Raw genomic sequence first — 24,917 nt, forward strand, 5'->3', positions numbered from 1 at the left:
GATGAGCCTACTCACTTATACACTTTATATTTTACTTTCAAGTACCATTGTAATTCTGGTTGGTAATTGGTGTTACAAAAACGGAAAAGTATACATCTTAAGTTATTTCTCTAATGATATAAACTTCGGAAACGGAATTAATAAATTACTAAGAATTGCATATTATTTATTAAACCTTGGTTTGGCAATTTGGAGTTTACATTCTATGAGAGAAATTAAGACTTCAATAGAGGTTATTATTGAAATAAGTAGCAGGTTAAGTTTTATTTTATTAATCATTGCAGCACTACACTTTATTAATATTTACACAGTGTATTTAATTCATAAACATTTTAAAAAACAATCAAAATGAAAATTAATTTAGAAGAAAACTGGCAAAAAATTAGAATACATTTTAGTAAATCTATTAAGGCAAATATGCATGTTTCTATTGCTTCTGTTAATGAAGAGCATCAACCAACAATTACACCAATTGGTTCTTTGTTTCTCAATAAATATCAGACGGGTTTTTATTTTGAAAAATTTGCATCAAAATTAAATATCAACTCAAAAACGAATAAAAATATTTGTGTTTTAGCGGTGAATAGTAACAAATGGTTTTGGTTAAAATCTTTGTTTAAAATGAGTTTTTCTGAGTATCCTGCCCTAAAATTATATGGAAAATTAGGTACTAAAAGACAAGCTACACAGAAAGAATACAGAGCTTTTGAAAGAAGAGTTCGAAAGACAAAAAGATTAAAAGGAAGTAGTTATTTGTGGGAAGATATGAAGATGGTAAGAGAAATTAAGTTTACAAAAGGAGAGAAAATCAATTTAGGAATAATGACCAAAGAAAATTAAAATAAATACTAAAAATCAATAATTATGAATACCTCATTAGAATTAATCGCGTACATCATTTACTTACCAATTAGTATTGGGTTAACAACATTAGTGTCTCAACATTTATTTAAAAATAGTAAAATATTTATGTTGGATATTTTTCATCAAAAAGTAGAGATTGCAATGGCTACAAACAAACTTTTTAAAATAGGATTCTATTTATTAAACATCGGTTTTGCGTTGAGAATTATCAAAATTTATGGATTGGCAGACTATACAGATCTAGTAGAAACCTTAAGTAGTAAAATTGGAGGTTTCTCGATCTATTTAGGTGTTGTAATGATTGCTTTTATTCTATTCTTTTTAAAGGGAAGAAAAGCAAGTAAAGAGAATAATTTAAAAACTAATTAGTAAAAATCATGAAAATAGTAATCGCCGGCAGAAATGGGTATTTGGTTGTCTTTTATTTGATTAAGACAAAAGTTGAATTGTTTTATCGGAATTCTGACCCCAAAGTTTTTATTAAAATTAGGGGGGGATTGTCATAAGAACTGAATCTGAATTTATTTTGAAAAGCAGAAAAGTATATCTTGAGAAATTACTAGAAAAGGATTTTGAGTTTTCTGTAGATAATTTTGATTCATTTGAAGTATAAATAAACCCTTTCCTATTTTTAAACAAGAAAGGGTTTCATTTAAAAACGATATTTTAGATGTTAGATTTCGCTTATATGTTACTTCAATTTATTAGAATTTAAAAGAAAAACAGCATTGGCTACAAATAGCTTTCCGTTTTCCCAGAAAGATCTAAATAACGGATTGTCTACCATATAAATTACACTTCCGCTACCCATTGGTTCTTCACCAAATAATAAAGATTCGGGTACATTTTTCACAGCTTTACTACCAGCATAACCAGAAATATTTTTAGCATTTTTATCAAAATAACCAACATTATACCCTTCTTTTAAATAGCTATAAGAAGTTCCACTTAATTTTAAAGAAAAGTACTCTTTACCATATCCGAAAGCTAATGGATGCGAATTGTCTAAGGTACTTTTAAAAACACTTCCTGTAATTAAATTAGCAACACTTTTACGCTCTCTATCTTCAAACGGAATTAAATTGTCTTCTTTACCTTTCTCTTCTTCCTCTAATTTTTTAGTTTTTAAAGAAAATCCATCTTTATTTGCAAAGCTTTTTAAGGCATTTCCGATAGCAATTAAAGTTCCCCCAGAACGTGTCCATTTTTTTACTTTTGTTAAAGTTGATTTGTTTAAGACAGCATTATAGTAGCCATTTGGCAATATAATTACATCATATTTACTTAAATCTGTATAACCAAAATTAGTAGAATTAATATTTGTAATTGGGTATTGTAATTGTGTTTCAAAGAAATGCCAAACTTCACCAAAACTTAAAGAAGAAGTAGCTTTACCAGATACAACTGCTATTTTTTGCTTGTGAATTGGTTTTACAGAGGAAGAACCGAAATCTACACCAATTTCGGAGAAACCAGTTGAAATAGGGGTTAAACTTCGTTGATGCTTATTTGCAATTTCGATTATTTTTGTATCAAAGTCTGAGTTTCTATTATCATTTCTTAGAATAATTAAAGTTCCTTTTTTAAATGATTTTCCATTTGCTGAAAATGCTTTTTCAGTATATCTTGGTACAATATTGTGTTGCAATAATGCTCCTAAAAAAGTAGCATCGTCTAAACTATTCCATTTAGAAATATAGGCATAAGCAGATGTATCAATAATATTTTTTACCGTTTTTGTATCATTAATAAAAGTTGAACTTATTTTAGATTTAGAAGCAATGGCTTTAAAACCATGCGCATAAGGTAAAGACCAAGCAGTAATATCATAGGTTAAAGAATCTGCTAATTTAGCATTTGGTTCAAACAAAACTTTTACCATTTTTCCTTTTGGTTGGTTTGTATGAATTACTAAATCGGTGTTATTTGCATCAAATTTATCCTCTTCTTGCGTGTTGTAATTGTATCCTTTTACAGTGCCGCTTTTTGCATTTTCATATTTAATTTCATGCGTGTCTAATAATTTTTTAAGACGATTCATTTTGTCTTCATTCTCATTTTTTAACACATAACTTTTATAATTCAAATTAGAATTATCGAAGAATTTTTTGAATTCAATATTTAATTTCTCAGCATTTTTAGAAGAAATTTCTACGGTAGACAAGCCTGTTGTTAGATGATGTGCTGCTCTGTCTTTTAAGGTTAAAACTTCACCTTCATCTGTGTTAATTCCTAAACCTGCACGCCCATGACCAGCTTGTTCATACGTCATGCCAATTGCGCCCATATATGTTGGGTAGGTATCACCATAACTTGGGTACAATAAATCGAAACTTTCTTTTGTAAAGTACAACCAACCTTCTTTGTCAAAATATTCTGCATGATTTTTCCCTATTGCAGTTTGAAAATTGCGTTGCCAATCAGAAATTACTTCGTGAAAAGGTTCTGCTGCAGGTGCAAAGTAATACGGACTATTAATTCCTTGTTCATGAAAATCTACGTGAACATGTGGCATCCATTTATTGTAAACAGCAATTCTTTGTTGAGATTCTACTTGACTAGCCCAAGCCCAATCTCTGTTTAAATCAAATAAATAATGATTTGGTCTTCCACTTGGCCAAGGTTCTGAGTGTTCTTTTGCATTTTGATCAATATTAAAAGGCGTACTTTTTACTTGATTGTACCAATTTACGTATCGATCTCTACCATCAGGGTTTATACACGGATCTAAAATAACAACGGTATTTTCTAACCAGGCTTTTTTAGAGGTAATTAATTCATATAAAGTCAACATTGCTGCTTCTGTGCTAGAAGCTTCATTTCCATGCACATTGTAACTTAACCAAACAATTGCTTTTTTATTGGTAGCATTTCCAGCAATAATTCCTGTTTGAGAAAGATTGTCTTTTCTAATTTTTTCTAAATTGATAATGTTCTCTTCCGATGAAATATAACTTACATACAAAGGTCTGTGTTCGTTTGTTTCTCCGTATTTTTCTAATTTTACATTAGACAAAGTACTGCTAACGTATTTAAAATAGTCTACAACTTTGTGATGTCTTGTAAAACGAGAACCAATCTCATAACCTAAAAACTCTGAGGGAGACTTTACTTGTTGAGAAGAAATATTTGTTGTTAATAATAATGCAAGAATAAAAAATGATATAAATTTCATAAAATAAACCGTTTGGTTTTCAAAAGTAATGAATATATATGCTCTTTTTAAAATGAAAAAAGTTAAACTCGTTAAATATTTGTTAGTTTCAATTTGACGCAACGTTGTAACTTCTAAATTTAGTATTTTTGATATATGACTACAAACGAAACTGACTGTAAAATTACAGCACCAGCAATAGATTATAAAAAGCATTGGAACGCTGCCTATAGTAAGAATTCAACTGAAAAGTTAGGTTGGTACGAAGAGAGTTCAGCACAAACTTTAGCATTAATTAAAGAAACAAAAATTGCAAAAAATGCAACTATTTTAAATGTTGGTGCAGGTTCATCCACTATAATAGATAATTTATTAGCAGCAGGTTTTTCTAATATTATTGCAAATGATTTAGCAGAAGCATCTTTAACTTCTTTAAAAAGTAGAGTAGGAGATAGTGGTAAAGTTCAGTTTTTGGTGGATGATTTATTAAATCCTTCAAAATTAAATACGTTAGAAAATATCGATTTATGGAATGATAGAGCTGTTTTACACTTCTTTTTAAAAGAGGAAGAGATTGCCACTTATTTTAATCTATTGAAGAAAATTTTAAAACTAAACGGATTTGTAATCATTGCGGTATTTGCAGAAAATGGTGCAGAAAAATGTTGTGGTTTGCCTTTAAAAAGATATTCCGTGGCAATGTTACAAAATAACTTAGGCCCTAGTTTTGAGCTTATAAAAAGTTTTAATCATACGTTTGTAAATCCTAACGGAGATGACAGACCTTATATTTATTCATTGTTTCAAAGAAAAAGTTAAAAATGAAAGTAACACAAATTCCATTTAAAAATACAGGCTTCTTCTCTAAAACAATGCTAGATTATTTAGAGAAAAAAGATACGATACAACCATTTTATAACAACTTTCCAGATATTACAGGTTTTCACAATCAAATAGAAGAAAAAGAAAAATCATATCGTTTACAATCTCGATTGGTTTTAGTAGATGCTTTAAAAAAACAGTATCATAATTTTGATGTTTCGGAAAAAACGCAAGAAAATATAGCTCTTTTAAAATTAAAAAACACCTTTACAATCACTACAGGGCATCAATTAAATCTGTTTACAGGGCCTTTGTATTTTTTGTATAAAATTATTTCTGCCATTAATTTAGCGGAAGAATTAGGTCATAAATTTCCTGAGAAAAATTTTGTTCCCGTGTATTGGATGGCAACTGAAGATCATGATTTTGATGAAATTAATTATTTTAATTTTGAAGGGAAAAAAGTAAAATGGACGCGAGAAGATGGCGGCGCAGTTGGACGTTTTTCTACCGACGGATTGGAAGATGTTTTAGCCGTTTTTGCAAACCAATTAGGCGGTTCTAAAAATGCCAAGTATTTAAAAGAATTATTTTCTAAAGGATATTTAGAACACAATAATTTAGCAGATGCTACACGTTTTATTGCAAACGATTTGTTTAAAGAATATGGTTTGGTAATTATTGATGGTGATGATAAAGATTTGAAAAATCTTTTTATACCTTTTGTAAAAGACGAATTAGAAAACGAAACGTCATTTAAAGAAGTTTCTAAAACCATTTCTAAATTAGAAGAAAACTATAAAATTCAAGTAAACCCAAGAGAAATAAATTTATTTTACTTGAGTAAAAATTCTCGCGAACGCATTATTTTCGAAAACGGGGTTTACAAAGTAAATAATACAGACATCACTTTTTCTAAGACTGAAATTTTAAAAGAAGTGGATGAAAATCCGTTAGCATTTTCGCCCAATGTTATTATGAGACCTTTGTATCAAGAAGTAATTTTACCAAATCTTTGCTATTTAGGCGGAGGAGGAGAAATTGCCTATTGGTTTGAGTTAAAGAATTATTTTGAAAAAGTAAATGTTCCTTTTCCTATTTTGTTATTGCGCAATTCTGTGCAAGTAATAGCAGAAAAGCAACAAAAAAAACTAGATAATTTAACGATTTCTCATGAAGAACTCTTTTTAAATCAGCATGAATTATTATCTAAAAAGGTAATAGAAAACGCTGATATTGAAGTTGACTTTAATGAGAAAATTCAATATTTAGAAAATCAGTTTTCTGAGTTAAAAGTAGTTGCAGAAAAGACAGATGTTTCTTTTGTAAATGCAGTAAATGCGCAAGAGAGAAAGCAAATTAAAGGCTTAGAAAATCTTCAGAAAAGATTATTAAGAGCAGAAAAAAGAAGGCAAAGCGATTTAGTAGAAAGAATTACAGCGCTTCAAAATGAACTGCTACCAAACCAAAGTTTAGAAGAAAGACAACGTAATTTCTCTGAGTATTATTTAGAATATGGGGCTACTTTTATAGCAGCTCTAAAAGAATCTTTAAAACCTTTAGAGCTAGAATTTACGATTTTAGAATTGTAGAATAAATTTTATACATCATTGCGAGTAAGAATACCGTGGCAATCTAAAAATAAACACTAATTTTACAGCTTAAATTGCGTCTCCTAAATTTTTGGAATTAGCAATGACACGATATATTATGAAAGAAAAAAATCTTCACCCAAAAAATAAATTTAATAACGGTTATAACTTTGATGAATTAATCAAAATCAATCAGAAATTAGCACCTTTCGTTTCAAAGAATCAGTTTGATGTTGTTACGATTGATTTTTCTAATCCGGAGGCTGTAAAAGAATTAAATAAAGCGTTATTGTTTTCTTTTGATAAAATTTCTGTGTGGGATTTTCCCAAAGAAAATTTATGCCCGCCAATTCCTGGTCGTTTAGATTACATTCATTATTTAGCTGATCTAATTTCAGATGAAGCTGATGTTAAGATTTTAGATATTGGAACGGGAGCAACCTGTATTTACCCTATTTTAGGTGTTGCAGCATATAACTGGAGTTTTGTGGCTTCAGATATTGATTTAAAATCTTTAGATACCGCTCAAGATATTATAGATGATAATGATTTAGGAAGCAAGATAGAATTACGCCATCAAGTAAAAGAAGAAGAAATTTTAAAAGGAATTTTAAAAGAAGGAGATTCTTTTTCAGCTGTAATGTGCAACCCGCCATTTTTTAAATCGGCAGAAGAAGCACAAGGAGCAAATAAACGTAAGAATAAAAATTTAGGAAATAATACCGTAAGAAACTTCTCTGGTAACAACAATGAGTTGTGGTACATTGGTGGAGAAAAAGCATTTTTACATAACTATTTATACGAAAGTTCTTTGTTTAAAGAGAAAAGTAAGTGGTTTACTAGTTTGGTTTCTAAAAAGGAAAACATTAAGAGCTTAGAAAAATCTTCAGCAAAATTAGGCGCTGTAGAGTTTAAAGTAATTCCAATGAGTCAGGGAAATAAAGTAACTAGAATTGCGTGTTGGAGGTTTTAGGCTAACGTCATTACGAGGAAGAATGACGAAGTAATCTGTTTATTAAAATAAAAAGATTGCTTCATTCTTCGCAATAACACTAAATAACTAATTAAAAACGACATCGTTAATTTTATACTTTTTACAAACAAAATGTAAAATTGTGTAGACCAACATGTGAACAAATACCAAACAAATAAAGGCATATAAAGGCACACCGAAAAGTTGGTAAGGCCAATAATACGTCCAAACACCTAAGTAAATAGTGATAATTTCACCAAAAGCTGGTAGAATTAAAGCGAGTATTAAAGCCAGAAAAATTTTATTTTTTTGGCTTTTATTTTTTAACAAAGGAATTAATTTTAACTCTAGTTTGTACAAATAATGGAAAGCCAATATCCAAGCAAAAGGTAGCCAAAGCGGTAATTCTCTTGTAACTTTATGATATTCCCAATAGCCATTTGCAACGCCCCAAGTTTCTCCCACAATTCCGCCAAAACATGTTAGTAACATTCCTGCTAACAATAACCAATTTTTGTTTTTGGGCCTTATAATGTCTTTATAAATATTATGAAAAATTTTTGCAGCTAAAATAAGTGCAATCCAAAAATCATATTCTTTTAAAACCCCAATAAGAATTCCTGCGACAATTAATTTAACAAGAGCTTTTAGAGTTTCTGTAAAAAAAACCTTTTTGTTTGTAATCAAAGTATTATTTATTTGCCACAAAAATAAGATACAAAATCGAGTCTAGTCTTATTTTTAACTAAAATTGAAGGATATCAGTTAATTTTTTTCTGTATTGGTGTAAGAAAAAATATTTTTCCGTATTAAATTTGTATTAAATTAAAAATACATGAACAAAAGAAAATCCTTTAAAATATTTTTAGTGCTAGCAGCTATTTTGGGAATTTATAAAATGGCTGATTATTATGCTACAGATAAAATTTCTACTTATTTAAAGTCTCAGGAGTTAAGTTATGATGCTATTTCTACGAATTTATTGTTAGGAAATGTTTCTTTAAGTAATGTTATAACAGTAAAAGATAGTCTTCATTTTAAAATTGAAAAGATAGAAATAAAAGGGATTTCTTATTATCAATATCTAAAAAATAAATCAATTCATATATCTGATTTAAAAACGATAAATCCGAAAATTACAGGAAAAATCACAAAGAAAGAGACTGATAAAGAGGTTGAAAAAGAGAGTTCAAAGCCCAAGTCTTTGGACTTGAAAATAGAAAACATTGAATTCGATAATTTAGAAATTGATATTATAAAGAGTGATCGTTTTCCATTGATTGCGAAAAGTATTTATTTTGAAATTAATAATTTTGAGTTAGATTCAACTTTAAATACATCAATTCCTTTTCTATACTCTAATATAGAAGCTTCAATAACAGATTTTGAAATGCAATTTTCGAAAGTTCAAAAAGTAAAATTTTCTAGGTTGGTTTTTGAAAAGGATCATTTATCTTTAGATAGTGTAGAAATTGTTCCTTTAAAATCTAGAAAAACATACATTCACGATGTTTCCGAAGAAAAAGAATTATTGACGTTGTTTAGTAAGAAAATAATATTTTCTAATATTCAAATTGAAGAAAAAGAACGATTAACCTTTACTTCAAATGATGTTTTACTAGAGGATGTTTTTTTTAACTTGTATTTAGATGCAACCTTGCTCGAGCACCCAAATAAAAGAAAAGACTTGTATAGTAAAAGTCTTAGAGATTTACCTTTTGGTATTGATATTAAGAATTTGGAAATAAAAAATTCTGAACTTATTTATGAAGAATACACGATAAAAGGAAATGAATCTGGTGTCTTAATTTTTGATAATCTAAATGCTCAAATAAGTAATATTAATAATAACAGTAATAAGGAGACAAAATTAACTACAGCTAAAATTCAATCGAGTTTTATGAAATCTTCTCCGTTAGAGATTGAATGGACGTTTGATATTAATAATAAAAATGATGATTTTAGGATAAAAGGCAGTTTATTAGATATAACATCTAAAAATATGAGTTCTTTCTTATTACCAACCATGAATGTAAAAATGGATGGTTTTATAGATAAAATGTATTTTGATTTTGAAGGAAATGATTTTGCCTCTAACGGTAAATTAAATTTAGATTTTAATAATTTCAACATTAAAATCTTAGATGAAGAAAAAAATAAAAAGACAGTTATCAGTTGGTTGGCAAATTTATTTATAAGAGATTCTTCGAAAAACGGAATGGTAAAAGTGAAAATTGAAAAGTTAGAAAGAGATCAAACAAAATCTTTCTGGAACTATTTTTGGAAGAATATTGAAAAGGGTTTACAAAAGTCTTTGGTTTCATAAGTTAATTTATGAACTAAAAAAACCGAAGCGATTTGCTTCGGTTTTTTTGTCATATGTTGTTATTTCTACAAGTTAGGAATCACTAACTCTTGACCAGGTTGTATAACATCTGGGTTTTTAAGAATATTTGTATTTGCCTCAAAGATAACAGTGTATTTAGAAGCTTTACCATAATATTGCTTCGCTATTTTACCTAAAGTTTCTCCTTTAGCAACCGTATGATTTGCAAATACAGCAGTATTTTCTACTTTAATATCTGCCATAATATCAGAAGGATTTTCGCCGCCAACTTTTTTTATTTCATCCCAAAGAAGATTTTTTTCATATTGGTTTTTTGCAGTTCCTGTAACATGTAAAACACCATTTTCTTCCTTTACATCACCATTTTTAATATTTAATTCTTCACCTAAGTTAAGAACACTTTGATATTTTGCTTTCATTTTAATTCTTTTTTATAATTGTTGTTAATACTATAAATATACAAAAAAACCGAAACATTTTGTTTCGGTTTTTCGATAAAACTACTAATTATGTAGTTGAAATTATATTTAGATTCCTTTTGTTTTTAGTTTCCAGGTTTTATAAAAAGATAATAATCTAGTGTCTAAATTCTTGGTTCTATAATTTTACAAATGTATTACTTCATCATACGCAGCTGCAACAGCTTCCATAACTGCTTCACTCATTGTTGGGTGTGGGTGAATTGTTTTTAATACTTCATGACCTGTAGTTTCTAATTTACGACCTAAAACTGCCTCAGCAATCATATCTGTAACACCAGCACCAATCATATGGCAACCTAACCACTCTCCGTACTTTGCATCAAAAATTACTTTCACAAAACCATCTGGTGTTCCAGCAGCTTTTGCTTTTCCAGAAGCAGAAAAAGGGAACTTACCAACTTTTAATTCGTAACCAGCTTCTTTTGCTTTCGCTTCTGTCATACCAACAGATGCAATTTCTGGCGTTGCATACGTACAACCCGGTACATTTCCGTAATCGATAGGTTCTGTATGTAAACCAGCTAATTTCTCAACACAAGTAATTCCTTCTGCAGAAGCAACGTGTGCTAAAGCTTGTCCGGGAACCACATCACCAATAGCATAATAACCAGGAATATTTGTTTGATAAAAATCGTTTACTAAGATTTTATCTCTGTCTACAATAATACCAACATCTTCTAAACCAATATTTTCGATGTTCGATTTAATTCCAACTGCAGATAATAAAATATCAGCCTTTAAAGTTTCTTCACCTTTTTTTGTTTTTACAGTTGCAACAACACCTTCACCAGAAGTATCTACAGATTCTACAGAAGAATTTGTCATTACTTTAATTCCCGCTTTTTTAATAGAACGCTCAAACTGTTTTGAAATATCTATATCTTCTACAGGCACTACATTTGGCATAAATTCTACAATAGTAATCTCTGTTCCCATAGAATTATAAAAATGAGCAAACTCTACACCAATGGCACCAGACCCCACAACAATCATAGATTTTGGTTGTGTAGGCAACGTCATTGCTTGTCTATAACCAATTACTTTTTTACCATCTTGCGGTAAGTTTGGTAATTCTCTAGAACGTGCACCTGTTGCAATAATAATATTGTCTGCGCTATATTCAGTTACTTTTCCATCTTCGGCAGTAACATCAACTTTTTTACCCGTTTTAATTTTACCAAAACCGTTAATAATATCAATTTTGTTTTTCTTCATTAAGAAAGCAACACCTTTGCTCATCCCGTCTGCAACACCACGACTTCTTTTAATAACCGCTTCGAAATCTTTATCAATAGCTTCAGCTTTTAAACCATATTCATCCACATGTTTTAAATAATCATACACTTGTGCAGATTTTAACAATGCTTTTGTAGGAATACAACCCCAGTTTAAACAGATTCCACCTAAATTTTCTTTTTCTACAATGGCAACTTTAAAGCCTAATTGAGAAGCTCTAATTCCTGTAACATATCCTCCAGGACCACTTCCAATAATAATGATGTCGTATTTCATAATTGTATTTTTAACTTTTATTTCTTTATTTTGGGCGTTCGAGCGGGCTTTCCGTTCTATCTTTTTTGTAAAAACAAAAAAGGATGCCACTTCAATCCCTAACGCGTGCTAATTTACTAACTTTTGGTCTTACTGCCAACTGCATACTGCAGCTGCCAACTTTTTTTACATTCTCTCTGGAACACTAATTCCCAACAAAGAAAATGCAGATTTTATAGTATCCGCAACTTTTTTAGCTAACTGAACTCTAAATACTTTTTTATCTAGGTCCTCTTCTCCTAAAATAGAAACGTTCTGATAAAAAGAATTGAATTCCTTCACCAAATCATACGTATAATTTGCAACAATTGCTGGTGAATAATTGGCAGCTGCTTGCTGAATTGTTTCAGGATATAATTCTAATTGTTTTAATAATTCTTTTTCCTTTTCGTGCAATTCAATCGTTACAGATTTTGAATAATCGAAAGTTGCTTTTCTAATAATAGATTGAATTCTAGCATATGTATATTGAATAAAAGGACCTGTATTTCCTTGAAAATCTACAGAAGATTTTGGGTCGAACAAAATTCTCTTTTTAGGATCTACTTTTAAAATAAAGTATTTTAATGCACCCAAACCAATTGTTTCGTATAAATCGTTTTTCTCTTCTTCAGAATATCCGTCTAACTTTCCTAATTCTTCAGAAATTGTTTTGGCTGTAGCCGTCATTTCTAACATCAACTCATCTGCATCTACAACGGTTCCTTCTCTAGATTTCATTTTTCCAGAAGGTAAATCTACCATACCGTAACTTAAATGATGTAATTGTTTAGACCAGTCGAAACCAAGTTTCTTCAAAATTAAAAACAAGACTTGAAAGTGATAATCTTGTTCGTTACCAACTGTATAGACCATTCCGCCAACATCAGGAAAATCTTTTACACGCTGAATAGCAGTACCAATATCTTGTGTCATATACACGGCTGTTCCGTCTGAACGCAACACAATTTTCTCATCTAAACCATCTTCTGTTAAATCGCACCAAACAGAACCGTCTTCTTTTTTAAAGAACACCCCTTTTTCTAAACCTTGTGCAACCACATCTTTTCCTAATAAATAGGTATTGCTTTCGTAATACAACGTGTCAAAATTAACACCCATATTTTTATAAGTCACTTCAAAACCAGCATACACCCAAGAGTTCATCGTTTCCCACAAGTCAACGACTTGTTTATCTCCAGCTTCCCATTTTAACAACATTTGTTGTGCTTCAACAAATAAAGGAGCTTGTTTTTTAGCTTCATCTTCCGTTTTACCTTCAGAAATTAACTGCGCTATTTCTTTTTTATATTCTTGATCGAATTTTACGTAATAATTTCCAACCAATTTATCGCCTTTTAAACCGGTAGATTCAGGTGTTTCTCCATTTCCAAATTTCTCCCAAGCCAACATAGATTTACAAATATGAATTCCTCGGTCGTTAATAATCTGAGTTTTATAAACTTTCTTACCAGAAGCTTTTATAATTTCTGCAACAGAATAGCCTAATAAATTATTACGAACATGCCCTAAATGTAGAGGTTTGTTGGTGTTTGGTGATGAATACTCTACCATCATCGCTTTTTCATCCGCCTTTGGCGAAATAAAACCAAATGCAGCGTCAGCATAAATTGAATTGAAAAAATTAGTGTAAAAAACATCATCAATTACCAAGTTTAAAAAGCCTTTTACAACATTGTAATTAGTTATTTCTTCGACGTTTTCAACTAAGTATTTCCCTAAGTCTTCACCAATTTGAACAGGATTTCCTTTTTTATAGCGCAACATAGGAAAAACAACGACTGTAATATCGCCTTCAAATTCTTTTCTTGTTGCTTGAAATTCTACAGATGGAATTTCAGTATTATATAAAGCTAAAAAACCTTCTTTTACTTTGGTTTCTATGGTGTTTTGAATATTCATTTACTTAAAAAAATTGAATTGCAAAATTAAGAATTTTATTTGTTTTTTAGAACCATTTTCGGGCAAGAATAATTGTATTTTTGCAGGGTTATTCGTTATAACCTTCAAACTCCGATTCTGGAGCTCTAATATCTAAGGTAAAGCGGAGTCGAAACCTATTTTTATGATGGAAAAGCGTTTAAGAGAATTACCAAAATTAGCAAAAGAAGCAAAGAAGGAGAGTCAGAAATATTTTGCAAGATTAAAGAAACGTACACCAAAAAGGTTGGACTATTTAATGCAAGAATTGCACGAAGAAGAGTTTAAAAAAACAGATTGTTTAGATTGTGGTAATTGTTGTAAAACTACAAGTCCTATTTTTACAAACATAGATGTAGACAGAATTTCTAAGTCTTTAAAAATGAAAGCAGCTGCTTTTACAGAGAAGTACTTACTAAGAGATGAAGATGATTTTTTAGTCTTAAAAACAGCGCCCTGTTCATTTTTTGATGAATCTGATAATTCTTGTTTTATTTATGATGTAAGACCAAAAGCCTGTGCAGAATATCCGCACACAAACCGTAAAAAGTTTATTGGTATTACAGATTTAACAATAGATAATACAGAAGTTTGTCCTGCAGCATATAGAATTGTAGAAAATTTAAAGAAACGTTTGCCTTTAGAAGGTAATAAAAAAGTAAAACATTCTTAATTTAGTTTTATTTTTTAAGAATTTTAAAATATTAGAAAATCACTCAAATCGACACATAAATCTGTTCGTTTGAGTGATTTTTAGTTTTAAATAATATGATTTTAGGTCGTTGTTTTCTACTTGTTATTCGGTTCAGTAATAAATAAAAAACTAATTATACATCAAATACTTACTTCGAACCAATTTAAACTTCTCTAAATCTTCCGCCCAAGTTTTTCTAATTTCTTTCTCAGATACACCTTGCTCTATTTGTTGTTGTAATTCTTTTGTTCCTGCTAATTTGGTAAAGAAATTATTAAAGAAGTCTTTAGAAGTATTTTGTTTGTGGGCTCTTATTAAATAAGATAAATCGAGTTTGTTAAGGTTTGCTGCTTTTCTTAAATCTTCACCAAAGCACAATTTATTTTTATACTTTGGGTATTTTGCACCTTCATTTGCTTGAGGAGTAAATGAAAAATTACCTTTAGTTAAAAAAGGAGAACCATAGATTTGAAACTGCATTTCTGTTCCACGACCAGCAGAAATATTTGTTCCTTCAAAAAAACACAAACTCGGGTATAGATTTATACTTTTATCATTTGGTAAGTTTGGCGATGGTTTTATGGGCAAACTATATTCTGTTTTATGCGTATAATTTTCTAATGGAATCACTTTTAAATCACATTGTATACCGTTTTCTAACCACTTTTCTCCGTTTATCATTTGTCCGTATTCTCCAATAGTCATTCCGTAAACCACCGGAACTTTATGCATGCCAACAAAAGATTTGTGCTCTAGTTCTAAAACAGGGCCGTCTATATAATGACCATTTGGGTTTGGCCTATCTAAAATAATTACTTTAATTCCTGCCTCTGCACACGCTTCCATTACATAATGCAAAGAAGAAATGTAGGTGTAAAAACGGGCACCAACATCCTGAATATCAAAAAGCACCACATCAATTCCTGCTAATTGTGCTACAGAAGGCTTTTTGTTTTTTCCGTAAAGCGAAACAATTGGTAATCCTGTTTTAGTATCAATACCGTCTTTTACAACTTCTCCGGCGTCTGCTTTTCCTCTAAAACCATGTTCTGGTGCAAAAACTTTTTTAATATTGATACCATTGTAATTGTGTAAATAATCTACTAGATGATGCATAATTTTTTTAGAACCCATTACATTTGGTGCAACTTCAGTTCTTTGTAAAACCGTTAAAACAGAAGTTTGGTTTGCAACAATAGCCACGTTTTTCCCTTTTAAAAGATCTAAATATAAATCGGTTCTTTCTGCCCCTGTTTTAATTATTAACTTTTCCTTTTCTAAATTTTGACCTTTAGATTTAGAATCTTGAACTTTTACTTTTTGTGCACAAGAAATCAGCTGAAAATTCAGTAAGAGAAATAAGAATAAATATGTACTTTTGAAGGGTTTAAAATTGATCATAGTTTGAATTACGAGTTATTTATTGCAAAACGCATTATTGCTGGCAAAAAGTATAAAAATAGCATTTCATCTCCAATAATAAAAATTGCAATTACAGCAATTGCATTGGGAATAATGATTATGCTTATTGCTGTGGCAACAGCATCTGGCTTACAGACGAAGATTCGCGATAAAATGGCAGGTTTTAAAGGGCATGTTCAGGTTGTAAATTACGACAATAATAATTCTGATGTTTCTACAACACCTATAGCTATTGAACAAGATTTCTATCCTGAATTTAAAAATATAGAAGGCATAAAAAATGTACAAATATTTGCTTCTAAAGGCGGAATTTTAAGAACAGACACAGATTTTGAAGGTATTGTGTTTAAAGGAGTTTCTACAGATTATGATTGGACCTTGTTCAAGGAATATTTGGTGGAAGGAAAATTACCAGATTTTAGACAACCAAGAACAAAAGAGGTGCTGCTTTCTCAAACAGTTATGAGTCGTTTACAATTAAAATTAAACGACACTATTGCTGCCACTTTCTTAAAAACTACTTCCAGTAAATTACCATCCAATAGAAAGTATATTATTTCTGGAATTTACAATTCTGGTTTCGCTCAGTTTGATAAAAACATGATGATTGGCGATATTAGAGAAGTGCAGAAATTAAATAAATGGACAGAAAACCAAGTTGGCGGTTTCGAAGTTGTGCTAGATAATTTTGATGATATAGAAGCTAAAGGAGATGAGATTTATAGTGAAATTGGAGCCACCTTAAATAGCAAAACTATTCTAGATTTATACCCAACCGTATTCGATTGGATTAAATTATTCGACAACAATGTGTGGTTTATAATTGGAATTATGATTTTAATTGCAGGTATAAATATGATAACTGCATTGCTAGTTTTAATTCTAGAACGTGTACAAATGATTGGTATTTTAAAAGCCTTGGGAAGTCATAATTCGAGCATTCGTAAAATCTTTTTGTACAACGCATCTTATCTAATCTTAAAAGGACTTTTTTGGGGAAATATGATTGGGTTATCAATTATTGGTATTCAGTATTTCTTTAAAATAATTACGTTAGATCCAGAAACTTATTATGTTGCTGTAATGCCAGTTCATATTTCTATTGGCGCAATTTTGGCGTTAAATATAGGTACATTAGTTTTGTGTTTTCTAATGCTTATCATTCCTTCTTATATTATTACCAAAATAAATCCGTCGAAGTCTATTAAGTTTGCATAGCTTTTGGGCGTTCCCTAAACAGGTCGCGCTTTTCACTATATCTTTTCCTCGTTCCTCGAAAAAGGATGCCGTTTCAATCGCTAACGCAGCATTTCTATAAAATTTTAGCGCATCTATTTGCTGGCAGACAATTTGCGTTAGTGATTGAATGGCGTGTTTGAGCTCTTTTTTATTGTTAGTTCTAGTGAATTTTCATTTTTCAAAAATTTGTATCGAGAACAAAATTAAAAAAAGCGAGTAATGAAAGCACGACCTTTTTAGGTAACGCCCAAAAAATAATTACCTTTGCAACTGTAAATTATAGAAATGAAATACGCAAAAAATATATTAGAAACTATTGGTAATACACCTTTAGTGCAATTAAACTCGGTTACAAAAGAGATTGATGCTTTAGTTTTAGCAAAGGTAGAAACGTTTAATCCAGGAAATTCTATAAAGGATCGAATGGCATTAAAAATGGTAGAAGATGCAGAAGCAGACGGACGTTTAAAACCTGGAGGAACAATTATAGAAGGTACTTCTGGAAATACCGGAATGGGGTTGGCATTGGCTGCAATTATAAAAGGCTACAAATGTATTTTTGTAATGTCTGACAAGCAATCTAAAGAAAAAATGGACATTCTTCGTGCTGTTGGTGCAGAAGTAATTGTGTGTCCTACAAACGTAGAACCAACAGATCCTAGATCTTATTATTCGGTTTCTAAGCGTTTAGGAGCAGAAACACCTAATTCTTGGTATGTAAATCAGTATGACAACCCGAGTAACGCGTTAACGCATTACGAGCAAACAGGACCAGAAATTTGGGAACAAACGGACGGTAAAATAACGCATTTAGTGGTTGGTGTTGGAACAGGAGGAACTATTTCTGGAACTGCAAAGTACTTAAAAGAACAAAACCCTAATATTAAAGTTTGGGGAATAGATACGTATGGTTCTGTATTTAAAAAATATCATGAAACAGGTATTTTTGATGAGAATGAAATTTACCCATACATAACCGAAGGAATTGGAGAAGATATTTTACCTAAAAATGTAGATTTTTCTGTAATTGATGGGTTTACCAAGGTTACAGATAAAGATGCAGCGGTCTATACTAGAAAAATTGCCAAAGAAGAAGGCATATTTGTTGGTAATTCTGCGGGTTCTGCTATCAAAGGAATGTTACAATTAAAAGAGCATTTTAGAAAAGAAGATGTTGTTGTAGTTGTGTTTCATGATCATGGAAGCAGGTATGTTGGTAAAATGTTTAATGATGATTGGATGCGTGATAGAGGTTTCTTGGAAGAAGAGATTAAAACGGCTGCAGATATCATTAAGAATCATTCAGGAAATTCATTAGTTGCTGCACAGACAGAAGAATTAGTTTCGCATGCAATTGAGAGAATGCGCGATTTTAAAATATCGCAAATTCCTGTAAAAGATGTAAATGGTTTTGTTGGTTCTATTGATGAATCTGTGTTATTACACAATTTTATTGCAGATAAAAATATCGCAGATAAACCAATTAAGGATATTATGGGAAAACCGTATCCTATTGTAAAACTATCTGCAAAGTTAGAAGTAATTTCTAAGTTGATTACCAAAGAGAATCAGGCTGTTTTGGTAGATTTAGAAAACGGAAACTATGATATTATTACCAAGTATGATATTATAAGCGCAATATAATTTTAATGAAGTTAAACTTGTTTTAGTCTCTTAGATATAAAGTTAAAAACCATCTCCTTGAGGTGGTTTTTTAGTGTTGTAAATTTTGCTATCTTTATCAAAATAACAAACTTTTATCAAAATGAAATACCTAAAAATTCTAGCAGTACTTTTAATTGTAACTTCTTGTAAAGAGACCAAAAAAGAAGTAGACGTTATGTCTAAAGCGAAAGAAATTCATAAACGTGTTATGACTTTAGATACGCACGTAGATATTAATGTAAATAATTTTACAGATTCTATAAATTACACGCAAAAATTAGACAACCAAGTAAACCTACCAAACATGGAAGAAGGAGGTTTAGATGTTGCTTTTTTTATAGTGTATACTGGGCAAGGAGATTTAACAGAAGAAGGTTATAACAAAGCATATAAAAATGCAATGAGTAAGTTTGAGGCAATTCATAAACTAACAAAAGAAATTGCGCCAGAAAGAATTGGTTTGGCTGTAAACTCTGCAGAAGCTAGAGCAATTTATGCTTCAGGAAAAAAAGTAGCCATGATTGGTGTTGAAAACGCATATCCTTTAGGAACAGATATTTCTAGAGTGAAGCAGTTTCATGACTTAGGAGCAAGATATATGAGTCTTTCTCACAATGGCCACAGTCAGTTTTGTGATTCTAATACAGGAGAAAAAGACAGCATTTGGTTACACAATGGCGTAAGCGAACTAGGAAAAGAAGTGATTAAAGAAATGAATAAATGGGGAATTATGATTGATGTTTCTCATCCTTCAAAAAAATCTATGAAAGATATGATTGCGTTGTCTAAGGCGCCAATTATAGCGTCTCATTCATCTGCAAGAGCCTTGTGTAATCATAGTAGGAATTTAGATGATGAGCAATTACAATGGATGAAAGAGAATGGGGGAGTTGTACAAGCAGTTGCTTTTAGCTCTTATGTGAATACAGAAAAACATAATGCTTATAATGATGAACTTCAAAAAGTGATGAAGAGATTGGCGAATGAGCAAAACTTAGAATTGCATGCTAGATGGGAGATTGGAAACCTTGAAGGAGCTGAACAAGCAACCGCAATTGAAGTCTATAAAAAACTTTCTAAAGAAGCAAAAACGAAAATTAAAACCTCAGATTTTTCACCTGTAGCTGTTACTGATTTTGTAGATCATATTGACTATTTAGTTAAAAAAATGGGAATAGACCATGTTGGAATCAGTTCTGATTTTGATGGCGGTGGTGGAATAGAAGGATGGAACGATGCTTCTGAAACTTTAAATGTTACTGTAGAGTTAGTTAAAAGAGGATATACTGAAGCACAAATAGCACAACTTTGGAATGGCAATTTATTACGTGTTTTAGACGAAGTAGAAAAAATAGCTAAAGAAATCCAGTTGAAGGCATAGGTTTAATTTTACTTTTTATAAAATCAAAAAACCATCTCAAAGAGATGGTTTTTTTTAATTAACTAATTCAAATAATTTACACAATGAAAACAGTTTACTACGTTGTTTTCTTTTCATCTGTTCTTTTACAAGTATTGTGCCAAAGTGCCTTTTAATATAAGTAAGTGATGGCTTTATGTAGTTTTTATATATTCTTAATAAAAAAACGATTCTCGTTAGAGAATCGTTCGTTTATACTTATTTTTAGTATTGATATTTAATTTTTTTAAGGAATGAATTATCAACTTAAGAATTTTTACACAGCATGTTTGTGCGCTTTGTACGAAGAACGTACTAAAGCACCACTTTCTACATACATAAAGCCCATTTCTAAACCTAAAGTTTCATATTTTTTAAATTGATCTGGTGTTATAAATTCTTTAACAGGCAAATGTTTTTTAGAAGGTTGTAAGTATTGACCGATTGTAATTACATCACAATTAACCTCACGTAGATCTTTCATTGTTTGTATTACTTCTTCTTCCGTTTCACCCAAACCTAACATTAAACCCGTTTTGGTGCGCATTCCGTTTTCTTTTAGGTATTTTAAAACACCTAAACTTCTATCGTATTTTGCTTGAATTCTAACTTCGCGTGTTAGCCTTCTAACAGTTTCCATATTATGAGAAACCACTTCTGGATGCACTGCTATAACTCTATCAATTTGTTTTGTGTTTCCTTGAAAATCTGGAATTAAAGTTTCTAAGGTTGTTTTTGGGTTTGCTCTACGAATTGCATCTACAGTTTCTGCCCAAATTATAGAACCACCATCTTTTAAATCGTCTCTATCTACAGAAGTAATTACAGCATGTTTAATGCTCATAATTTTTATAGAACGTGCCACTTTTTCTGGCTCATCCCATTCAACCGTTTCTGGTCTACCGGTTTTTACGCCACAGAAGCCACAAGAACGTGTACAGATATTCCCCAGAATCATAAATGTTGCGGTTCCTTCACCCCAACATTCACCCATATTTGGGCAACTACCACTTGTACAAATGGTGTTTAATTTATATTTATCTACTAAACCTCTAAGTTCTGTGTATTTTTTACCAACTGGTAATTTTACACGCAACCATTTTGGTTTTTTAGGTCTTTCAGGAAGTACTACAGATTCTATTGCCATTTCTAACTTTATTAGAATGCAAATTTACAAAGAATTCTATGAAAAAAAGCGATTAATAGCTTTAGTAATTAAACTGATTGTTTAATGAAAAAAGAATGCTGGTGTATTTAAAAACTACCAAATACTCCAGCTTTAAAATGTTCCCAATCAGAAATAATAATTTTAGTGATATAGAATGAAACTCCCATAATAAATATTCTAAATCTCAATTTATTTTTCTCTTTTTTTGAAAGTGTTTTGTTTTTTAGTTTTAAAGTCATAACAATAATTTTATTGTGAAGATAAAGAATTATTTATAAACTCATTAAAAACCAAATGCTAAAACCAATTAAAAAAACAATACCAACAATACTTAAAATTCTTAAATAAATTCCTGGTCTGTGTTGTTTTGGCGTATGTTTTCCTGTAATTAATTTGTAGTTTAAAATTGCGTAAAAAGGTGCTGTTAAGAAAGATAAAATAGTTGCAGTTTTAACCAATATCCCCATATTATCCATAAAGTACTTTAAGATTAAAAAAGTACCTGTAAATAAGAAGAGAATCCAAAACCAATACCCATATTTAAACGCTCTATTGAATAATAATTTTGTAGTTCTGTTCATTGCTCTTGGAGATGCGTCTAGTGCAGTTATTGTTGTGCTAAACATTGTTGTAAAGGCAGCAATAGCAATAAATATATAAGAAAATTCGCCTAGATTTTTTGTGTATAAATCAATTAATTGGGTTGCGAAAACACCTGCTATATTAGAGAAATTCTCACCAGATTTATACATTACTAAGGCACCTAGTAATAAAAAGCATATCCCTAAAAAAAGTGCACTAATATATCCTACATTAAAATCGAAAACAGCAGCTTTTCTTTTTGTTTTTAGAACGGTAGTTTTATCTTTTTCTACAGACCAAATAGAATGCCAAATAGAAATATCTAAAGGCGCTGGCATCCAACCTAAAAATGCAATTAAGAATGTTAATTCTACCGTGCCTGAAGGAATAATTTGAGTTACATCGAAAGCATCTTTTGTGCTAAATAGAGCCATAATTACGGCTACAATAGTACTAATTGTTAGAATTACAATAATGTATTTCATTAAATTATCTAACAATTTATATTTACCAATTACTAAGAAAATCAGACTAATTACCATTAAAATAGTCGCCCATAAAACCAAATCATTGGTAAAACCAAAAAGTTGCGATGCCAAACCAGCTGTAACAATAGTAACCGCAGCTTGTATGGTAAACATGGTCGCAAAGTTTATAATGTAATAGGCAATTAAAACTCCTTTACCTAACTTTTTGTAACCGTCTAATAATGTTTCACCTGTTGCTGCTGCATATCGTGGGCCAAATTGAAAAAAGGGATATTTAAACAAGTGGACTAATATTAATGCCCATATTAAACCAAAACCAAACTCTGCACCAGCTCTAGTAGATTGCACTAAATGTGAAACGCCAATTGCTGCTCCTGCAAATAATAAACCCGGACCTAAAGATTGTAAGAATAATTTTTTCATTGAATTTAGAAGTTACAAAATTCAGCGTCTTTTAATTTTTTTAAAAAGTTTTTCTTTTCTAAAATATTTGAAGAAGACTTTATTCTGCAAACTTCTTTTCTTAATTCCACCAGATAAGATTGCTTCCCATTTGCATGAAGAGATAAAGTTTCTAATTTTTTCATTATTTATGACTCTTAATTATCTCTGCCAATAGCTTTTTAGCACGTAAAAGTTTCACTTTTACATTGTTCATCGGTTCGTTAATTTGAGTAGAAATCTCTTTATAGCTCAATTCTTGAAAGTACCTTAAATGAATAACTTCTTGGTATTTAGGTTTTAATTGCTTGATGTCTCTTAACAATTTTGCTAAATTTTGCTCTCTAATAATTTTATCTTCGGGAGTAGGATTTTCATCAACAACCAAATACACTTTTTCTTCTTGTTCTTTGGATGTTTCTGTGAAGATTGAAGTATTTTTTTTTCGAAGTAAATCGATGTGAATATTTTTAGAAATAGTAATTAACCATGTTTTAAAAACATATTTTTCATCGAAAGTATTTATTTTATCAAATGCTTTAGAAAATGTTTGAATGGTAATATCTTCAGCATCATTTTCGCTTTTTGTACGTTTTAATTGATAATTATAAACACTTGGCCAAAAGAAATCCAATAAGAAACGAAAAGCAGCTTGATCTCCACTTTTAGCTTTTATAATATACGTTTCTAGGTTTTCGTTGTTTATTTCCAATGATTGGGTTTTGAAATCAAATTAGTGATAAATATACTAAATTGAAATATTAATAATCCAATTTCTAAAAAAGGTAAAAAATAAGTAATTTGTGGTTCTTTTAATTTTTTTGCAGAAAAACCAACTACTAAATATTTAACAACATAATAACTTAAAATAATTGGTAAAATAAATTCCCAAGGATAAACGAAAAAAAGAACAATTGTAGAAATCAATAAGAGAATTTTAGAAACAAAAAATAATCCTAAGAAAAATTTGTGTTGCACTTTATAGTAGTTAGCAGTAGAAATGTGTCTTCTTTTTTGTTGAAACCAATCATTTAAAGAGATTGGTGCTTCAGATTCTGTAAAACTATTTTCAGAAATACAAATTTGTGTGTTTGTTTTACTTGCAGCATCTTGTATGAATAAATCATCATCGCCAGATTTTATTCTTATATGTTTTATAAAACCATTTACACTAAAAAAAGTGGTTTTTGTATATGCTAAATTTCTACCAACGCCCATATAAGGCGATCCTAATTTTGTGTAATTAAAATATTGAATTGCAGTTAGCAAAGTCTCAAAACGGACGAGTAAATTTACAAAACCTTTTGCTTGTCTATATTTTCCATAACCTAAAACAATTGTTTTTTCTGTATTAAAATTTTGAGCCATTTCAGAAATCCACTCTTTAGAAACAGGGTTACAATCTGCATCTGTAAATAATAAATGTTCGTTTTTTGCTGCTTTGATACCTAAAGTAAGTGCGTATTTTTTATTTCCCCAAAAGGCTTCCGTATTTTGAACACTAATAATTCTAATGTTCGCATGTTTTTCTTTGAAAGCTTCCATTACATCAGCAGTGTCATCAGAAGAAGCATCATTAATTAAAACCACTTCATAGTCAGAATAATTTTGTTCTAAAATACTAGGTAAAAATTTTTGAAGATTTTTAGCTTCATTTTTAGCACAAATTATAACAGAAATAGGAATTTCTTTAAAATTTTTCACTTGTTTTTTATCCGTAAATAAAAAAGAAGAGAAAGAAAGATAATACATAATTTGAATTGCTGCAAAAACTACAAAGCTGTAGAAAAGTACAGATATTATCATAAAAAAATAAAATTAATTATGTTGCGGTTCCGAACAATCTTCATATTGTTCAGGAGTTTTTCCACAAAAACCACAAGATTCACCACTTTTATTTAACATAGGGTTTTGGCTAGCACAAGTTCCTGCGAATTTACCATCTTTTTTTGCCCAAATTTTAATTGCAATTCCTGCAACACCAAGTCCTAATAATACTAAAGTAATCAGTAATAGTTTCATAAGTAATATTTGAATTGCAAAGATACAAATTCTAATTGTTACCCAAAAAATCAACTAAACTTTATTTTGCTTCGTGACTTTTTAATTTTAAC

23 protein-coding genes are annotated in these 24,917 nt (G+C 30.3%); 11 read left to right on the forward strand and 12 right to left on the reverse strand.

The window, feature by feature from the left end; all coding sequences use genetic code 11:
* Position 1: 1 nt before the first annotated feature.
* The 3 genes from CW731_RS00720 to CW731_RS00730 are packed head-to-tail and all read left to right on the forward strand — an operon-like array spanning position 2 to position 1,233.
* The gene (locus CW731_RS00720) at positions 2-352 is read left to right on the forward strand and encodes a hypothetical protein (RefSeq protein ID WP_100944908.1); all 351 of its coding nucleotides are present in this window, start codon (positions 2-4) and stop codon (positions 350-352) included.
* Positions 349-840 (forward strand): pyridoxamine 5'-phosphate oxidase, encoded by a 492-nt coding sequence (locus CW731_RS00725; protein WP_100944909.1) that lies wholly within the window; start codon positions 349-351, stop codon positions 838-840. The genes CW731_RS00720 and CW731_RS00725 overlap by 4 nt, the downstream gene beginning before the upstream one ends.
* Positions 841-864: 24 nt before the next feature.
* The gene (locus CW731_RS00730) at positions 865-1,233 is read left to right on the forward strand and encodes a hypothetical protein (RefSeq protein ID WP_100944910.1); all 369 of its coding nucleotides are present in this window, start codon (positions 865-867) and stop codon (positions 1,231-1,233) included.
* A 322-nt stretch (positions 1,234-1,555) separates the two neighbouring features.
* Here the strand turns inward: CW731_RS00730 and CW731_RS00735 are convergent, their stop codons facing one another.
* Positions 1,556-4,039, reverse strand: coding sequence for a M14 family metallopeptidase (locus CW731_RS00735; RefSeq protein WP_100944911.1), 2,484 nt, complete (start codon positions 4,037-4,039; stop codon positions 1,556-1,558).
* 135 nt (positions 4,040-4,174) lie between these two features.
* On the opposite strand from CW731_RS00735, the gene CW731_RS00740 reads away from it, so the two are divergent.
* The 3 genes from CW731_RS00740 (at position 4,175) to rlmF (ending at position 7,405) form a co-directional block, all read left to right on the forward strand.
* Entirely contained in the window at positions 4,175-4,837 is a 663-nt protein-coding gene (locus CW731_RS00740) for a class I SAM-dependent methyltransferase (protein ID WP_100944912.1), read from the forward strand.
* Positions 4,838-4,839: 2 nt separating this feature from the next.
* Entirely contained in the window at positions 4,840-6,432 is a 1,593-nt protein-coding gene (gene bshC, locus CW731_RS00745; protein WP_100944913.1) for a bacillithiol biosynthesis cysteine-adding enzyme BshC, read from the forward strand.
* Positions 6,433-6,550: 118 nt separating this feature from the next.
* Entirely contained in the window at positions 6,551-7,405 is an 855-nt protein-coding gene (rlmF, locus tag CW731_RS00750; protein ID WP_100944914.1) for a 23S rRNA (adenine(1618)-N(6))-methyltransferase RlmF, read from the forward strand.
* A gap of 87 nt (positions 7,406-7,492) precedes the next feature.
* Here the strand turns inward: rlmF and CW731_RS00755 are convergent, their stop codons facing one another.
* On the reverse strand, positions 7,493-8,092 hold the full coding sequence (locus CW731_RS00755) for a hypothetical protein (protein ID WP_100944915.1): 600 nt from the start codon (positions 8,090-8,092) through the stop codon (positions 7,493-7,495).
* Positions 8,093-8,240: 148 nt separating this feature from the next.
* Between CW731_RS00755 and CW731_RS00760 the strand changes: the two genes are divergently transcribed.
* Complete coding sequence (locus CW731_RS00760; protein ID WP_100944916.1) at positions 8,241-9,731, forward strand: hypothetical protein; 1,491 nt, start codon at positions 8,241-8,243, stop codon at positions 9,729-9,731.
* A 65-nt stretch (positions 9,732-9,796) separates the two neighbouring features.
* On the opposite strand, the gene CW731_RS00765 is transcribed toward CW731_RS00760, so the two are convergent.
* From CW731_RS00765 to argS, 3 genes are all read right to left on the reverse strand, one after another.
* The gene (locus CW731_RS00765; RefSeq protein ID WP_100944917.1) at positions 9,797-10,171 is read right to left on the reverse strand and encodes a LysM peptidoglycan-binding domain-containing protein; all 375 of its coding nucleotides are present in this window, start codon (positions 10,169-10,171) and stop codon (positions 9,797-9,799) included.
* Positions 10,172-10,357: 186 nt separating this feature from the next.
* Entirely contained in the window at positions 10,358-11,746 is a 1,389-nt protein-coding gene (lpdA, locus tag CW731_RS00770; RefSeq protein WP_100947585.1) for a dihydrolipoyl dehydrogenase, read from the reverse strand.
* 165 nt (positions 11,747-11,911) lie between these two features.
* A complete protein-coding gene (gene argS / locus CW731_RS00775; RefSeq protein WP_100944918.1) occupies positions 11,912-13,687 on the reverse strand; it encodes an arginine--tRNA ligase in 1,776 nt (591 codons plus the stop codon).
* A 166-nt stretch (positions 13,688-13,853) separates the two neighbouring features.
* Here argS and CW731_RS00780 point away from each other — a divergent pair, with 166 nt between their 5' ends.
* Positions 13,854-14,378, forward strand: a complete 525-nt coding sequence (locus CW731_RS00780; protein ID WP_100944919.1) for a YkgJ family cysteine cluster protein — start codon at positions 13,854-13,856, stop codon at positions 14,376-14,378.
* A gap of 150 nt (positions 14,379-14,528) precedes the next feature.
* Here CW731_RS00780 and CW731_RS00785 read toward each other — a convergent pair whose 3' ends face one another.
* The gene (locus CW731_RS00785; RefSeq protein WP_100944920.1) at positions 14,529-15,800 is read right to left on the reverse strand and encodes an exo-beta-N-acetylmuramidase NamZ domain-containing protein; all 1,272 of its coding nucleotides are present in this window, start codon (positions 15,798-15,800) and stop codon (positions 14,529-14,531) included.
* 3 nt (positions 15,801-15,803) lie between these two features.
* Between CW731_RS00785 and CW731_RS00790 the strand changes: the two genes are divergently transcribed.
* The 3 genes from CW731_RS00790 (at position 15,804) to CW731_RS00800 (ending at position 20,106) form a co-directional block, all read left to right on the forward strand.
* The gene (locus CW731_RS00790) at positions 15,804-17,039 is read left to right on the forward strand and encodes an ABC transporter permease (protein WP_100944921.1); all 1,236 of its coding nucleotides are present in this window, start codon (positions 15,804-15,806) and stop codon (positions 17,037-17,039) included.
* Between the two features lie 306 nt (positions 17,040-17,345).
* Entirely contained in the window at positions 17,346-18,704 is a 1,359-nt protein-coding gene (locus CW731_RS00795) for a pyridoxal-phosphate dependent enzyme (RefSeq protein WP_100944922.1), read from the forward strand.
* Between the two features lie 121 nt (positions 18,705-18,825).
* On the forward strand, positions 18,826-20,106 hold the full coding sequence (locus CW731_RS00800; protein ID WP_100944923.1) for a dipeptidase: 1,281 nt from the start codon (positions 18,826-18,828) through the stop codon (positions 20,104-20,106).
* A gap of 295 nt (positions 20,107-20,401) precedes the next feature.
* On the opposite strand, the gene lipA is transcribed toward CW731_RS00800, so the two are convergent.
* The 6 genes from lipA to CW731_RS00825 all read right to left on the reverse strand — a co-directional run bounded on the left by lipA (position 20,402) and on the right by CW731_RS00825 (position 24,825).
* On the reverse strand, positions 20,402-21,271 hold the full coding sequence (gene lipA, locus CW731_RS00805) for a lipoyl synthase (protein ID WP_100944924.1): 870 nt from the start codon (positions 21,269-21,271) through the stop codon (positions 20,402-20,404).
* A 293-nt stretch (positions 21,272-21,564) separates the two neighbouring features.
* Complete coding sequence (locus tag CW731_RS00810) at positions 21,565-22,785, reverse strand: Nramp family divalent metal transporter (RefSeq protein WP_100944925.1); 1,221 nt, start codon at positions 22,783-22,785, stop codon at positions 21,565-21,567.
* Between the two features lie 5 nt (positions 22,786-22,790).
* On the reverse strand, positions 22,791-22,949 hold the full coding sequence (locus CW731_RS15515) for a hypothetical protein (protein WP_157812160.1): 159 nt from the start codon (positions 22,947-22,949) through the stop codon (positions 22,791-22,793).
* On the reverse strand, positions 22,949-23,515 hold the full coding sequence (locus CW731_RS00815) for an RNA polymerase sigma factor (RefSeq protein ID WP_100944926.1): 567 nt from the start codon (positions 23,513-23,515) through the stop codon (positions 22,949-22,951). The genes CW731_RS15515 and CW731_RS00815 overlap by 1 nt, the downstream gene beginning before the upstream one ends.
* Complete coding sequence (locus CW731_RS00820) at positions 23,506-24,609, reverse strand: glycosyltransferase (RefSeq protein WP_198519838.1); 1,104 nt, start codon at positions 24,607-24,609, stop codon at positions 23,506-23,508. The genes CW731_RS00815 and CW731_RS00820 overlap by 10 nt, the downstream gene beginning before the upstream one ends.
* A 12-nt stretch (positions 24,610-24,621) precedes the next feature.
* A complete protein-coding gene (locus tag CW731_RS00825) occupies positions 24,622-24,825 on the reverse strand; it encodes a membrane or secreted protein (RefSeq protein ID WP_100944927.1) in 204 nt (67 codons plus the stop codon).
* Between the last annotated feature and the right edge of the window lie 92 nt (positions 24,826-24,917).

The sequence above is a fragment of the Polaribacter sp. ALD11 genome (genome assembly GCF_002831685.1).
GTDB lineage: Bacteria > Bacteroidota > Bacteroidia > Flavobacteriales > Flavobacteriaceae > Polaribacter.